The organism is Rhodospirillaceae bacterium (assembly GCA_040219235.1).
Classification (GTDB): domain Bacteria; phylum Pseudomonadota; class Alphaproteobacteria; order Rhodospirillales; family Rhodospirillaceae; genus WLXB01.
This window is the reverse complement of the sequence record JAVJSV010000011.1, coordinates 79,706-95,064: the sequence shown is the minus strand read 5'-3', so window position 1 is coordinate 95,064 and position 15,359 is coordinate 79,706. Positions and strand designations below refer to the sequence as shown.

12 protein-coding genes are annotated in these 15,359 nt (G+C 55.8%); 8 read left to right on the top strand and 4 right to left on the bottom strand.

Going from position 1 to position 15,359, the window contains the following annotated elements; genetic code table 11:
* Position 1: 1 nt before the first annotated feature.
* Both RIC29_04450 and RIC29_04445 read right to left on the bottom strand, forming a co-directional pair.
* Entirely contained in the window at positions 2 to 2,563 is a 2,562-nt protein-coding gene (locus RIC29_04450; protein MEQ8734151.1) for a helicase-related protein, read from the bottom strand.
* A 60-nt stretch (positions 2,564 to 2,623) separates the two neighbouring features.
* Positions 2,624 to 2,998: an HPF/RaiA family ribosome-associated protein gene (locus tag RIC29_04445; protein MEQ8734150.1), complete on the bottom strand. Its 375-nt coding sequence runs from the start codon at positions 2,996 to 2,998 to the stop codon at positions 2,624 to 2,626.
* Between the two features lie 299 nt (positions 2,999 to 3,297).
* Here RIC29_04445 and htpG point away from each other — a divergent pair, with 299 nt between their 5' ends.
* Positions 3,298 to 5,184 carry a molecular chaperone HtpG gene (gene htpG / locus RIC29_04440; protein MEQ8734149.1) on the top strand — a complete coding sequence of 629 codons (1,887 nt, stop codon included), beginning with the start codon at positions 3,298 to 3,300 and terminating at the stop codon, positions 5,182 to 5,184.
* A gap of 9 nt (positions 5,185 to 5,193) precedes the next feature.
* Here htpG and RIC29_04435 read toward each other — a convergent pair whose 3' ends face one another.
* Both RIC29_04435 and acnA read right to left on the bottom strand, forming a co-directional pair.
* Positions 5,194 to 6,897, bottom strand: a complete 1,704-nt coding sequence (locus RIC29_04435; protein MEQ8734148.1) for an alpha/beta hydrolase — start codon at positions 6,895 to 6,897, stop codon at positions 5,194 to 5,196.
* A gap of 36 nt (positions 6,898 to 6,933) precedes the next feature.
* On the bottom strand, positions 6,934 to 9,627 hold the full coding sequence (gene acnA, locus RIC29_04430) for an aconitate hydratase AcnA (protein ID MEQ8734147.1): 2,694 nt from the start codon (positions 9,625 to 9,627) through the stop codon (positions 6,934 to 6,936).
* Between the two features lie 123 nt (positions 9,628 to 9,750).
* Here acnA and ccmA point away from each other — a divergent pair, with 123 nt between their 5' ends.
* The 7 genes from ccmA (at position 9,751) to RIC29_04395 (ending at position 15,357) form a co-directional block, all read left to right on the top strand.
* The gene (gene ccmA / locus RIC29_04425; protein MEQ8734146.1) at positions 9,751 to 10,539 is read left to right on the top strand and encodes a heme ABC exporter ATP-binding protein CcmA; all 789 of its coding nucleotides are present in this window, start codon (positions 9,751 to 9,753) and stop codon (positions 10,537 to 10,539) included.
* Positions 10,536 to 11,201: a heme exporter protein CcmB gene (gene ccmB, locus RIC29_04420; GenBank protein ID MEQ8734145.1), complete on the top strand. Its 666-nt coding sequence runs from the start codon at positions 10,536 to 10,538 to the stop codon at positions 11,199 to 11,201. The genes ccmA and ccmB overlap by 4 nt, the downstream gene beginning before the upstream one ends.
* Positions 11,202 to 11,273: 72 nt before the next feature.
* On the top strand, positions 11,274 to 11,987 hold the full coding sequence (locus RIC29_04415; protein MEQ8734144.1) for a heme ABC transporter permease: 714 nt from the start codon (positions 11,274 to 11,276) through the stop codon (positions 11,985 to 11,987).
* Between the two features lie 56 nt (positions 11,988 to 12,043).
* Positions 12,044 to 12,286: a heme exporter protein CcmD gene (ccmD, locus tag RIC29_04410; protein MEQ8734143.1), complete on the top strand. Its 243-nt coding sequence runs from the start codon at positions 12,044 to 12,046 to the stop codon at positions 12,284 to 12,286.
* The gene (ccmE, locus tag RIC29_04405; GenBank protein ID MEQ8734142.1) at positions 12,276 to 12,755 is read left to right on the top strand and encodes a cytochrome c maturation protein CcmE; all 480 of its coding nucleotides are present in this window, start codon (positions 12,276 to 12,278) and stop codon (positions 12,753 to 12,755) included. The genes ccmD and ccmE overlap by 11 nt, the downstream gene beginning before the upstream one ends.
* The gene (locus RIC29_04400) at positions 12,752 to 14,743 is read left to right on the top strand and encodes a heme lyase CcmF/NrfE family subunit (GenBank protein ID MEQ8734141.1); all 1,992 of its coding nucleotides are present in this window, start codon (positions 12,752 to 12,754) and stop codon (positions 14,741 to 14,743) included. Before ccmE ends, RIC29_04400 begins: the two co-directional genes overlap by 4 nt.
* Before the next feature lie 5 nt (positions 14,744 to 14,748).
* The gene (locus RIC29_04395) at positions 14,749 to 15,357 is read left to right on the top strand and encodes a DsbE family thiol:disulfide interchange protein (protein MEQ8734140.1); all 609 of its coding nucleotides are present in this window, start codon (positions 14,749 to 14,751) and stop codon (positions 15,355 to 15,357) included.
* The last annotated feature ends 2 nt before the right edge of the window (positions 15,358 to 15,359 follow it).

Sequence of the window (15,359 nt, the reverse complement as noted above, 5' to 3'; positions counted from 1 at the left end):
TTCATGGTTTGACGAGCGTCTTCAAAACAGCGAAGGGAGACTCCGGATCAGCCATCTTTTCTGGTTTCTTGTTGTGAACAGGCTTGCGCTTTGTTTGCGTTTTCACTTTAGGCGACTCAGATGTTTTTGCTTTGGGCTTTTTATGCCGTGCCGGTTTGCGCTTCACCGCAATGGCAATACCGGTCTCTTCAAGAGACGAGACGAAACCAAGGGCATTGAGCAGGATCACGGCCTTCTCGGCCCCGATACCAAGCGGCGACAGTTGTTCGGGCGGCAGCACAGCAACTTTTTCGCGCAGCAAACGCCGCACTTCGGCAGAGAACCGCTCTAACATATCAACGCGATACGCCATACCGCGTATGGGGCGAAACCCAGCCGCACGATAATAGTCTGCCGTTACATCTGCATCCGTTGGGAACGACACACGCCCCGCTGGCGGCAACAGAGGCTTTGGCGCCATATCTTTAAAAACAGTCCATAATATAGCCCGCAGCCGGATGGGATCCGCCTTGAGAATATCAGGAATATAAATAGCATTGAGGCCGAACCTGATCTTGCAGCGGGCAAGCGCCTTTTTGTCGTCCTCCGTGAGCGCGCGTACCTGTGCATCTGCATCATTGCGATCAACCGCACCTAAAGACTCACACAGTTGAAAGGCTATACCACGCGCGGCGCCTGATAATTCAGCGGTCTCCGCACCGAACAGCGGAGCCAGCAATTTACTGGTGTGGACATCAAGCCAGGATTGCAAACGAACACCAAGCTTTTCGCGCAGAGTCAGATTGAGCCGCTCATCTGCGCGTACCACCACCTTCGGCGATAAAGCACGCACGCCAGCGCTGAGAGTTGCAACAACAGCGCCGGCCCACTCAATGCCACCTGCATCATTCAATTTAAACAGGGAGTCCTCGGCATCGATCAACACTTGCGCTCTGCGCTCCAACTCAGGGAGGAGGGCGGTGTCTGCCGTGTTTGCCACGGCGCGATCTGCCGTTTTTAGACCGGTTTTGTCGGGCGAAAAAATCAGCCCATCAAGATCGCCAATAAAATGACCGTCAATCTCAACCCGGCCAGCCTCGGTCACAGCGACAGTCATACGATCTATTCCCTTAAGACGTTTCACCAAATGCGCGGTCCGGTGATCAATAAACTGCTGTGTCAGTTTCTCGTGCAGCGCATCGGAAAGCTGATCTTCTATAACGCGCGTCTCGCCCTGCCAATGGCTAGCATTTTCAACCCATCCCGGGCGATTTGCCAAATAGGTCCAGGTGCGAATTTCCGCAATACGGTCCATCAACGCATGAATGTCACCTTGGGTTCGTTTGACCCGGTCAATCTGTAGTGCAATCCAATCTTCCGGAATACACGCCTGCGACCCAGAAAGGTGTTGATACACTTGCTTAATCAGTCGTGCATGGGTCTCTGGCCGGAGCTTGCGAAAGTCCGGAACTTGCGCCGTATCCCATAACAATCGCACCCGCTCTTGGCCCTTTGCGCGCTCTTGGATGTCTGAATCCTGTGCCAAGATCTCAAGAACCAGTTGATCGTCGGTCGCGGGTGGGCGAATCAATCCGGGGGACGGCGGCGGCTTTTTCAAGCCGGACAGCAGCGACTCCACACTGACATAGCGCAGATCCGTGTTGCGCCAGTACAAGGATTTTAGCGCCTGGAACTCATGGGTCTCGATGCGGGCGATGGTTTCAGAATCCAGGGCAGAGGCTTCCGCTGTCACACCAAAGGTTCCATCATTCATATGCCGGCCCGCACGGCCGGCAATCTGCGACAACTCAGGTGCCGTTAACGGTCGCGGGGTACGGCCATCAAATTTTGACAAGGCCGCGAAGGCAACATGGTCGACATCCATATTGAGGCCCATGCCGATGGCGTCGGTGGCGACCAAGTAATCAACTTCGCCCGATTGATACAACGCGACTTGCGCATTCCGGGTGCGCGGACTCAAGGCCCCCATGACAACGGCTGTACCGCCGCGTTGACGCCGGAGCAAATCCGCGATGCCGTAAACCTCCGATACAGAGAACGCAACCACCGCAGAACGCCGGGGCAAGCGGGTGAGTTTTTTAGAACCGCTGTATGTGATTTTTGAGAACCGGGGGCGGGTAACAAAATTTACACCGGGCACCAGCTTACGGATCAGGGGGCGCACCGTCTCTGATCCTAGGAACATCGTCTCCAGACGGCCTCGGGCATGGAGCAGCCGGTCCGTAAAAATGTGGCCGCGCTCGCGGTCCGATGCCAACTGAATTTCGTCAACAGCGAGGAACGCCACGTCGCGATCCACCGGCATACTTTCGACCGTGCAGATAAAATAGCGCGCCGTTGCGGGAACGATTTTTTCTTCGCCCGTGACCAATGCCACAGCGGCCGCGCCCTTAATGGCAACCGCACGATCATAGTTTTCTCGCGCGAGCAAACGCAACGGGAAACCCATCATGCCTGACTCATGGCCGAGCATGCGTTCCATGGCCAGATACGTCTTGCCCGTATTTGTCGGCCCAAGAACGGCCGTTAAGGACTGATCAGAAGTTTCTGGTCGGAAAATCAAAGCAGCTAAGCCAACTGAGGAGTTGAGGAATAAGAAAGGCTGACGCCGCTCCGGAAAAGATTAGCTTTCCAGGCTGGGTGGTTCTTGCCGCCGATCAATTTTCTTGACCTTGGCCGTGTAATCTTTGAGGCGGCGTTCCATGGTTTCGAAAGAATCACGCAGCGCAATCATGATGTCCTCATGCGACTTTGTATCTTTCGGATCACGCCGGACCACGAGGTCTTCGCCAGGCACGGAGAGGTGAATGGTCAAATGAAAAGGAGCGGCCTGAGTGTTCAGGTTGGAATGGCTTTTGTGATGCGCCTCAACCACCACCCGGCACCCGGTGATGCGGTCTGAATAATTTTCAAGTTTATCAACGCGCTCGCGAATCCTCGCTTCGACCGCATCTGATTTATCAATACCATGAAACGCAATTTGAATCGGAATCTGCATAACCACCTCCAAGTAACACCTTAACTGGTCGCATGACGTTAAGCCGTAATTTGGCATAACGCGCGTTCATATCATGGCGCGAAGATACGTCCGGGACAATCACAGAGATGAAATCTCTATAAATTGAGCGAAATCTCCACCAATGAGGTGGAGTCTCTGCAAATGATGTGAAATCACTCAGCCTTAAACCTAACTCCGGGCTTGCCTCTTGCATCCAATAGCGACACGCACAATATTGCCGCCAACCCTGTGCCCAAACACGTGCCGGAGCCATTCTAAAACCGAAAGAGACTGAAAGCATGAGTGAAGAAAAAAGAACTTTTGAAGCTGAAGTTGCAAAGCTCTTGGATATTGTTGTCCATTCTTTGTACTCGAACAGCGAGATCTTCCTGCGTGAATTGATCTCCAACGCCTCCGACTCCTGTGACCGCCTGCGTTATGCGGCGTTAACAAACAAAGACCTCTTAGGGGATGAGGGCGCAGACTTCGAAATTCACATATCCATCGACAAAGATGCCGGCACGCTGACAATCCGCGACAACGGCATCGGCATGAACAAAGATGAATTGATCGACAACTTGGGCACCATCGCCAAGTCCGGCACGTCAGAATTCATGAAAACTCTGACCGGTGATGAGTCGAAAGACGTCTCCCTAATTGGGCAATTCGGTGTCGGCTTCTATTCTTCGTTCATGGTCGCCAAAAAGGTCGAGGTGTTTTCCAGAAAAGCCGGTGACAGCCAAGGCTGGCGGTGGGTCTCCGATGGACGTGGCAGTTATAGCGTCAGCGAACAAGATGATGTTGCACGGGGTGCGCGCATTGTAATGCATCTGCGCAAAGAAAGCCGTGAGTATCTAGAGCCGCTGCGCCTTAAAAACATTGTTAAAACTTATTCAGACCATATCGCCTTGCCGGTCATTCTGGATCCCGTACCAAGTGACTCAAAGGATGACTCACGCAACGAAGCTGAAACCCTGAACTCAGCGTCAGCCCTTTGGACACGCCCCAAATCAGAGATTACCGAAGACCAATATAAAGAATTTTATCATCATGTGGCTCAAGGCTTTGATGACCCCTGGCACACCCTTCATTTTCGCGCAGAGGGTGCCATTGAGTACACCAGCCTGTTATTTCTGCCGACATCGCAGCCGTTCGATCTGTTTGAGCCCACGCGTAAGAACAAAGTAAAGCTCTACGTCAATCGCGTGTTCATCGCAGACGACTTGGACGGCCTGCTGCCGCCTTATCTGAGATTTGTGCGTGGGGTTGTCGACTCCCCCGACCTGCCCCTGAATGTCAGCCGCGAAATGCTGCAGGACAATCCGCAACTCAAAAAAATTCAAAAAGGCTTGGTCAGCCGGTTGTTCAAAGACTTGAAAGACCGCAGCAAAAAACCAGAAGACTATGCAACATTCTGGTCGACCTTCGGCGCCGTGTTCAAAGAAGGTTTGTATGAGGATTTTGAACGCCGTGATGAGATTCTCAAACTCTGCCGTTTTCGCACCAGCGCCAGCGCAGACTGGCGTAGTCTGGAGGACTATGTCGCTGACCTCAAAGACGGGCAAGACGCTATTTATTACATCACCGGCAATGACGCCAAGGCACTGAAGAACTCGCCACAACTGGAGGGTTATATCGCCAAAGGGATCGAAGTCGTGTTGCTGACCGATCCTGTCGATGAATTCTGGGTGTCTTCAGTGGGTGTGTTTAACAAACACCCGTTCCGCTCAGCCGCCCAATCTGCAAGCGACTTGGACTCCATTGCCAAAACGGACTCTGATGACAAGAAAGAGGACGATAAAAGCGAGAAAGACTCTATTGACGTTGCCGCGCTGACCAAACGTCTCAGCGACGCCCTCGGCGACGCCGTTAAAGAGGTGCGGGCCTCGAACCGCCTGACCGAAAGCCCGGTGTGTTTGGTTGGAGAAGACGGCGGCATGAGCTTGCATTTGGAACGTATGCTGAAACAGCACGGCCAAGACCCCGGCATGGCCATTCCCCGCGTGCTTGAAATCAACCCCAAGCATGCGCTGATCAAGAAGCTGGCAGAGCAGAGCGATGATGTGTTGGGTGAGATTGCTTTCTTGCTGCTAGACCAGGCCCGCATTGTGGAAGGCGAAGCCATCCCCGACCCCATCGCGTTTTCACGACGGCTGTCCCAGGCCATGGAACGGGGGCTAGTATAGAAGAAGGCCCTAGTTTTCTAGGAACGGCAGGAAACTGAGACCCCACTTGGTGAAGTCTTCATCAAGATACTGGAAACTGCAGTTGGGGGCAGCCTCGGCTGCGGCCAAAGTATGGGGATTGTTCGGGTCCCATTCCGACGTGGCCAATAGCGTAGGGACCGTCGTGCGGGCCAGTTTTTCAAAGGTGTCGTATTTGAAGTGGGACTGATACGCCGTCCGATACATATTGCCCGCTTTCAGCAGCGAACACACCCGCTCGTGCACCATCTCGGTTGCCAGAAACGGTTCGCGCCAAATCACGCCTGCTTTCTCGCGCTTGAACCACGGGTAATAGATGCCCTGATCGCGCATCTGATGCCAGCACTGCAACAGGTGCCCGCCGTGCCACAGCGGTGACACATCGGGCGTATAGTGCGCCAGCATGTCAGCCTGCTCAGCGCCTGTGTGCTGGAAGACATTACTCATGACCAATTTACGCACAACACCAGGATGATCAACGGCGAGATCAAGACCGACAAATCCACCGCCCCACATGCCGTAGAAATCTACTTGGGTGAGCCCTAAGGCTGACAGCGCTTCGGCCAAAACAGTGGCGTAGTCTGCAACAACAACATCCGTTTCCGGGATAATGCGGTCCGAGTCACCGGAGCCGGGCATATCAAAGGCATAAACGGTTTTGCGACCAATGAACGATGCGGTTATGGGTTCGACCGTGCCGACTGAACTGGCGGCATCGTGTTGTACCAGCAGCGGAACAGAGTCGGCATCTGCGTTTCTCTGAAAATGAATCTGCCCATCGTTCACAGACACATAGTCGTTCCACAGCTTGCCCTTCAGTGGAGCAACAGAGGGCGGGGCTGGCACAGACACATCGACACGCAAATCTTCAAGAAAAACCAGTGCCTGGACTTCCCCTTTTGTCTGCTCATCCGCCGTGGACTTTGTAAGAGACTCCGACACCGATTTAATACTGCGCCAGGGATCAAGCCCGTCATGCCGCTGACGCGCCACCACCAGGGATGGACAGGCCACCGACGATAACATCTGAGCGGCGTCAAACGAGCGGGCCGCGCCATAGCCGGTTTCATAACCACGGCCATGAACCCCGGCATTGAGGAATTGTATGACCCGGCGGTGCAGGGTTTCAGGGTCAGGCATGTCGGCATCGACACGGGTATTCAGCGCTGGGGTATGCCAGGGATGAAACGCAGTTTGTTCCCGCAGCATGGCCCACAGCCACGCCAAATGACTGCCATCCCACACCGGCTCAAAAGGGGGCAATGGGGCTTTAGCGCTGGGGGGCAAATCAAGCGCGCCAGGCAAATCCAAATCCCAAGCGGCAAGAGAGGAAACTCTATTTTTATGGGTGGCTGCAAAGTGCAGCGCCAAAGCTGCGCCCGCCTGTTCGCCGTAAACTTGAACGCGCTCCAAACCCAGCGCCGTCAAAAACACAGCAAGGTCATCCGCCAGTGGGTCGAGGTTTTGCGGCGGTGTGTCCAACACGGACGACTTGCCATAGCCCGCAAGGTCTGGCGCGATTACTGTAAACCGGTCCGCTGCCGCCTGCATCAGTGGCACAAGGTCTTCTGAAGAGCGCGGCAGACGGTGCAAGGCAATCAGCGGCGGCCCAGACCCGGCCCGCCGATAATGCAGTTGACGATTGCCAACCGTCACATAGTGGCGGGACAGACCAGGGATTACTGGTTCTGTCATCCGCTAGGTCTGCACATTCCGCACCACTGGACTAGCTTAAGATGCGAGATTGCGCAGGACGTAGTGCAGCACACCACCGTTTCTAAAGTAATCCAACTCACCTTCCGTATCGATGCGGCAGAGCGCGGAGAAGGTCTCCGTGGAGCCATCCGGCCGCGTAACTGTAACGGCAACGTCGCAACGCGGCGTCAGTTCCGTAAGGCCCCTCACATCGAATAACTCGGTGCCATCCAGCTTCAAAGTTGTGCGGGACACGCCCTCTTTAAACTGCAGCGGCAACACACCCATGCCGATCAGGTTTGACCGGTGAATGCGCTCGAAGCTCTCGGTAATCACGGCCCGCACACCCAACAAGTTGGTGCCCTTCGCCGCCCAGTCACGGGACGACCCTGTGCCATACTCCTTACCGCCAACGACCACCAAAGGCACACCGACTTCTTGGTACTTCATGGCCGCATCATAGATCGGCATAGCCATGGCTCCCGGATGATATTTGGTCATACCGCCTTCGACACCGGGCACCATTTCATTGCGGATACGAATGTTGGCAAAGGTGCCACGCATCATCACTTCGTGGTTGCCGCGCCGTGAGCCGTAGGAGTTAAAATCTTTCGGGTCGACGCCATGGGCCGTGAGATAGGCCCCAGCGGGGCTGTCTTTTTTGATCGCGCCGGCCGGCGAAATATGGTCGGTGGTGACTGAGTCGCCCAAAATAGCCAGAGGCCGCGCGCCTACGATATCTTTGATCGCGTCTGGAGTCTGTGACATGCCTTCAAAGTAGGGCGGATTTCTCACGTAGGTGGAATCACTTTGCCAGTCATAGGTTTCGCTGGGCTCGGCTTTCACGGCCTGCCATTCCGGCGGACCTTTGAAAACATCTGAGTAACGCGTCGAGAACATTTCCTTGGTCAGGAACTGCTCAATACAAGCAGACACTTCCTGCGGGGTCGGCCAGATATCTTTGAGGAATACATCCTTGCCGTCTTTGTCCTGGCCAATGGCATCTTTGGTGATGTCGATGGTCATGGACCCGGCAATGGCATAGGCCACCACAAGCGGAGGGCTGGCCAGGTAGTTGGCCTTGATATCCTGGCTGATGCGGCCTTCAAAGTTGCGGTTGCCTGACAACACAGACACAGCCACCAAGTCACCCTCATTAATGCTCTTGGAAATGTTTGGGTCGAGCGGACCAGAGTTCCCAATGCAGGTGGTGCAGCCGTAGCCCACATTGTGGAAACCAAGGGCTTCCAAGTCTTCCGTCAAGTTGGCCTTGTCCAGATAGTCGGTCACCACTTGCGAGCCCGGCGCCAACGACGTTTTGACCCAGGGCTTGCGCGTCAGGCCTTTTTCTCTGGCCTTGCGGGCAACCAAACCCGCCGCGAATAACACCGAGGGATTGGAGGTGTTGGTGCATGAGGTAATGGCGGCGATCACCACGTCACCGTCTGTCAGCGTGTCTTTCTCACCCGGACCAGACAGGTCTGTAATGGGCGATGTCTTGGGTGTGTCATGGCCGAAGGTCTTGCTCAGCTCACCGCTGAACGCAGACGCTGCGGACGACAAGGCAACCCGGTCTTGCGGACGCTTCGGACCGGCCAAGGACGGCTCAACCGTGGAGAGGTCTAGCTCAAGCGTATCTGTGAAGTCTGGGTCAGGGGTGCTGTCATCGCGCCACATGCCCTGGGCCTTAGCATAGGCTTCAACCAACGCCACACGATCAGTGTCACGACCGGTGAACTCAAGATAGCGACAGGTCTCGGAATCAATCGGGAAGAAGCCACAGGTCGCCCCATATTCAGGAGCCATGTTGGCAATCGTTGCACGGTCGGTGAGCGAGAGGCCAGACAGACCTTGTCCGTAAAACTCGACAAACTTGCCGACGACACCTTTGGCACGGAGCATCTGCGTCACCGTCAACACCAGGTCGGTGGCGGTTGTGCCTTCTTTGAGTTTGCCGTTGAGCTTGAAGCCGACGACTTCCGGAATCAGCATCGAGACAGGCTGACCCAGCATAGCGGCTTCAGCCTCAATACCGCCGACACCCCAACCCAAAACCGCAAGACCGTTGACCATGGTCGTGTGGCTGTCTGTGCCGACCAAGGTATCCGGATAGGCAATTGTTTTGCCGTCTTCATCGCCGGTCCAGACCACTTGGGCCAAGTACTCAACATTGACCTGGTGGCAAATGCCAGTGCCGGGGGGAACCACGCGGAAATTATCAAAACCCATTTGACCCCAGCGCAGAAACTCATAACGCTCGCGGTTGCGCTGAAACTCAAGGGCGATGTTTTTCGCCAACGCATCCTCAGACGCATAGGCATCAACCATGACCGAGTGGTCAATCACCAGATCGACCGGAGACAACGGGTTGATCTGCTGGGCGTTGCCACCCAGGGCCTTCATCGCTTCACGCATAGCCGCCAAGTCAACGACAGCGGGCACACCGGTAAAATCCTGCATCAGCACGCGGGCCGGGCGATAGGCGATTTCCTGATCAGATTTGCGGGTCGTCAACCAATCCGCAATAGCTTGAACATGTTCCGTTTTGACCGACTTACCATCTTCATAGCGCAGCAGGTTTTCAAGCAGGACTTTGAGAGAGAATGGCAGCTTCGACAGATTGCCGAGTCCGCCTTCAGCAGCGGCAGGCAGACTAAAGTAGTCATAGCTTTTACCAGCGACTTCGAGTGTACGGCGGGTTTTTAGAGTATCCTGACCGGTCAATGCCATGCCTGTGTCCCTCTTTCTGGAGTGAAATCGTGCGATTTGAGGGGTTTGATATGATCATCCCTCTTTTGGCGGCATCATCCACATCCCACAGGGGTTGTCCAGCCTTTCCCAAGAGGCAAAGGGGTGCTCATCCGCAGTTTTCTGGGCTTCAGAGACATCCCGCATGGCGCACAATTGGGGCATCATTGGCTTATCGTTGAGTCCTGGAGTGGTCGAGTGATAATTATCCGTGAAATTCCGCGCTGTTTGAGTATGGTGCCGGCCATGCACACGCCTCAAACAGAAACGCCAATCCTCATTGTTGAGGGATTATCCGCCCGGCGCGGCGGGCGTGCTATTTTTGAAAATGTGTCGTTTCACCTCACCTCCGGTGAAGCGGCGGTGATTACCGGCCCCAACGGCAGCGGAAAATCCACCTTGTTGCGCGTGCTGGCTGGGCTTTTGCCCCTCGACAACGGCATGGTGACCGTGACTCAGGAACTGCCATATGCGATCTGCTATGCCGGGCATCGTGATGGCCTCAAGGGGGCTTTAACTGTCTTCGAGAATCTCAGCTTCTGGTCAAAAATTTATGGTGTTGAGATGGCGGCAACCCAGCAGGTCATAGACCGCATGGCCCTGAATGCCGTTGCCGATATGCCAGCGGATTTTTTGTCGGCAGGCTGGCGGCGACGGGCCGGACTGGCGCGGCTGCTGCTTAGCAATGCCCCCATCTGGCTGCTGGATGAACCTTATACGGCGCTAGATACCGAGAATGTGGGTCGGATTGATGCTGTTTTGAGTGAACATGTAACAGGCGGCGGCATTGCCGTTCTCGCGACCCATCAGCTGCCAGGTTTCGAACCCAATCACCGCATCGAGATGTCAGACTATCCTGCGGTGATCGCTGCTGAGATGGAGCGAGACTGGTGAGCACGTTCCTCACCCTGATTAAACGGGACGTCAGCCTGTCGATGCGCCATCGCGCTGACACCATCATGGTGTGCGGCTTTTTTGCCATCACCGTGATCCTGTTTCCGTTTGGCATAGGACCGGAGCCGGGGGTTCTGGAACGGGTTGGGGCCGGTGTTCTGTGGGTGACCGCCCTCTTGGCTGCGTTGCTATCGCTGGATCATCTGTTTGCCGATGACGAACAGGATGGCGCCCTGGATTTGCTGCGCACAGCCCCAGTGTCGCCAACGGTCGTGGTGGCGGCAAAGATCATCGCCCACTGGCTGACCACAGGTCTGCCTTTGACCTTATTGGCCCCGATCCTTGGTGTAACATTGCAAATACCTGCCTCATCAACGCTGCCAATGATCACCGCTCTGCTGCTGGGTACACCAACTTTAAGCCTGATCGGAGCCGTCGGGGCAGCTCTGACCCTTGGGGTGCGCCGGAAAGGTGTTCTGCTGCCACTCGTCATCCTACCCTTGTATATTCCGGTGCTGATTTTCGGCGTCGGGGCCATAGATACCGCGGCCATGGGATTCTCAAACAGCGGCCCCTATGCGGTGTTGGGCGGGCTCCTGTTGATCGCAGCCGCCCTGTGCCCCTGGGCCGCTGCTGGAGCCCTCAAACTCACCTCCGAATAACACCTCGATTCTGGCCCTTCAAAGGCCGGATTCAGGTTGGCTTTGCAGACGGAAGAAGGTAAGCCTTTGGATATGCACGCTTTTGCCAATCCAACGCGGTTCCTCAAACTCGCGTCTGCAATCCAGCCCTGGGCCGTCACCTTGTGTGTCGCCTGTTTTGTGGTTGGCGTGCCCCTCGCTTTGGTCTTCTCACCACCGGATTACCAGCAGGGCGACACGGTCAGAATCATGTACATCCATGTGCCTGCCGCCTGGATGGGGCTCTTTGTTTACGCGGCCATGGCCATCAGCAGCGCCTCTTATCTGATCTGGCGGCATCCGGTTGCCAGTATGATTGCCCGGGCGTCGGCTCCCATCGGCGCAACATTTACAGCCCTGTGCCTGCTCACCGGCATGCTGTGGGGCGAACCCATGTGGGGTACGCCCTGGGTTTGGGATGCCCGGCTGACGTCCATGCTAGTGCTGTTTTTCCTGTACCTTGGATATATGGCGCTGGGTGATGCGTTTGACAGCCCCGAGCAGGGCGAAAAGGCAGCTGCCATTCTGGCGCTTGTTGGCTCTGTTAATTTGCCGATCATTAAATTCTCGGTGGATTGGTGGAATAGCCTTCACCAGCCGTCCATATTGTCGATGCAAGGCATCTCCGTCGCTTCGGAGATGCTGCTACCGCTGTTCCTGATGGTTGGCGCGTTCCAATTTTATTATGTCGTGGTGGTTTTTATGCGGGTCCGCACCCGGTTTTTAACCGCCAAAATCCGCGCCGCGCGCCTGCAACGCGGCATATAAGGTCAGGCATCGCACGCTCACTCTTAACGCTCTGAAGGATAAACTGGTCAAATCGCGTGGAAAATCTGCAAGCCTTTTTCGAGATGGGTGGATACGCCTTTTATGTCTGGTCGTCCTATGCGCTGGCCCTCACCGGCCTGGGCGGACTGGTGATTCTCTCCCGTCGTTCACAAACCAAGGCCCAGGCGGAATTGGACCTCTTGCGTCCACCAAAAGAAAAGACCACATCACAAAGTAACACTGAAGCGCCTGCAACTCATCTCCCACCGGAGCAAGGGATAGACCCTCGTGAAGCGTAAAACCCAACGGATGTATTTTCTGATGCTGGGCGGACTGGCCCTAGCAGCTGGAACAGCCCTTATGCTGACGGCGTTCGAAGACAGTATCGTTTTCTTCTACAGCCCGACAGAAATTCAGCAGCAATTGATTGAACCCGGGGAGCGCATCCGCATCGGCGGTTTGGTTGCGGAAGGCAGCGTCAACGCCGATGGCGAAAATGTTTCGTTTACCGTGACCGACACGGTCGAGAGTCTCGACATCACTTATCAGGGCATCTTGCCCGATCTGTTTCGTGAGGGTCAGGGCATTGTCGCAGAAGGCTACCTGCTTGCATCGGGTGTCTTCCAAGCCTCAGACGTGCTGGCGAAACATGACGAAAACTACATGCCGCCGGAAGTGGCAGAGGCCATTAAAGCGGCTGGGGAATGGCGCGGTGATGCGAGTGCAGACGCCCAATCCGTCGCCGCCGAACAGGAACATAAACCATGAGTCCTGAGCTTGGCCACTTCGCCTTGGTGCTGGCCCTGCCGGTCGCCCTTGCACAGTCGATTGTGCCCTTGATCGGTGCATCTCGACGTGACGCCGCCTTAATGGCCATCGCCGGACCGGCAGCCCTGCTTCAAATGTTGCTCATTGGCACAGCTTTCGCCGCCCTGACGCATGCCTTCATCGTCTCTGACTTTTCAGTCATGAATGTGTTTCAGAACTCTCACACCTCGAAACCGTTGCTCTACAAAATCACAGGGGTGTGGGGCAATCATGAAGGCTCTTTGTTGCTTTGGGTCGCCATCCTCGCGGTTTTTGGCGCCGCGGTGGCCGCCTTTGGCGGGGCATTGCCAGATCGATTGAAGGCCCGGGCCCTCGCTGTGCAGGGCATGATTGGTCTTGGCTTCATCGCGTTTATTCTGTTCACCTCCAATCCGTTCTTGCGGGTGGACCCCATCCCGGTGCAAGGCCAGGGTTTGAACCCTTTGCTGCAAGACCCCGGTCTCGCCTTCCACCCGCCCATGCTCTATCTCGGATATGTCGGGTTCTCGATGGCCTTCTCCTTCGCCATTGCGGCTTTGCTGGAAGGCCGCGTTGACGCCGCCTGGGCGCGCTGGGTGCGTCCCTGGACCTTGGCCGCTTGGTCATTCTTAACCGTTGGCATCGGCCTCGGGTCATGGTGGGCCTACTACGAACTCGGCTGGGGCGGCTGGTGGTTTTGGGACCCGGTTGAGAATGCTTCTTTCATTCCCTGGCTGACCGGAACGGCGCTGTTGCATTCAGCCATTGTGGTCGAAAAACGCGAAGCCCTGAAAAGCTGGACGGTCCTTCTAGCCATCATCACTTTCTCACTGAGCCTTCTCGGCACATTCCTGGTGCGCTCTGGCATCCTTACCTCTGTGCATGCCTTTGCCTCCGATCCGACACGCGGCGTGTTTGTGTTGGGCATGCTCGTCGTAGCCGTAGGTGGCTCTCTGGCGCTGTATGCAGCGAAAGCCCCGGCGCTTGAACCAGGCGGGTTATTCGCGCCGGTGTCACGCGAAGGTGGCTTGCTGATCAACAACCTGTTCCTGTCGACCGCCGCAGCGACGGTGTTGCTGGGCACGCTGTACCCGCTGATCGCCGAAGCCCTGGAACTCGGCACACTCTCAGTCGGTGAACCTTACTTTAACACCGTGTTTATACCGTTGATGGTGCCCTTGGTGATCGTGATGGGTATCGGCCCTTTGATGTCGTGGAAACGCAGCGATTTAGCCGGCGTGATTGGGCGCTTAAAAGGCGCGCTGGTCGCTGTCGTTGTAATTTTCGGTATTGCCTTGGCCATGAGCGGAACATCGGTGGTCGATATTGCCGGTGCCGCGGGCATGGGATTGGCCGCTTGGCTGTTCGCCTCAGCTTTCATTGAATGGTCAGCGCGAGTCAAACTGTTTGGCGGCTCACTAGGCACCGCCTGGCAGCGCGTAAAATCTCTACCCCGTGCCTCTCATGGCATGACAGTAGCCCACATGGGCATGGCCATTCTGATTGCCGGGGTCTCCGGCTCCAGCGCCTGGAAGCAGGAAAATATTCTCACCATGGTGGCCGGGGAGTCTGTGGAGGTCGCAGGATTCACCGTCACCTTTAACGGTGCCGAACTTGTGCAAGGACCAAACTATGAATCCTTACAGGGCACATTTACGGCGCGAAAGGGCAACAGCACGGTCACGTTAACACCCGAACGCCGGGTCTATGACCAACCGGTGCAACAAACAACAGAAGCCGCTATTCACACCACATTCTGGTCCGACCTTTACCTGGTCATCGGCGATGGCCCTGGCGACCGGGAGCAGTTTGTCGTCCGCGCCTTCTTCGAACCATTCGTCCCCTTCTTGTGGTACGGCATCCTGTTGATGGGCTTCGGGGGAGTCATCTCTTTGACCGACCGGCGTCACCGCATTGGTGCCCCAAAGCGTGCCACGGCCAGCGCCCACCCTGCTGAGGTTGAGGCTTAGTCGCCATGACGGAAGAGACGTCCAACGAAGTGACCAACGAGACTTCAACACGTGTGCCGCGCCGGCGATGGATTGCCATCTTGCCCGTGGTTATTGCCGTGCTGTTAGGGGGGGTGTTTGCGAAACGCCTCGCCGACGTGAAAGACGGACTAGACCCGACGGTCTTACAAAGCGTTCTCTTAAATACGCCGGTCCCAGACCTAGATCTGCCGCCTCTGCCCGGACGAGATCGTTTAGAAGACGGCATCAAAACAGAACATTTAAAGAGCGAAGTCAGCCTGGTAAACATCTGGGGCTCCTGGTGCATTGCCTGCCTCGCTGAACATCCCTTGCTGATGGCCATTCAAGGCCAGTCTGATGTGCCGATTCATGGCATCGCCTGGCGGGACGACCCACAGGCGAGCCTCAAATGGCTTGGCCGCCACGGCGACCCTTATAGCCGCATCGGACAAGACCCGATCAGTGAAGCCGCGATTGCCTTTGGTGTGACAGGCGCGCCGGAAACATTTGTGGTCGATGCCAATGGAATCATCCGCTACAAGCACACCGGACCGATCAGCCCTGACGATTGGTCCAATACGATTCAGCCTTTGATCGAACAACTCCGGCAGTGAAC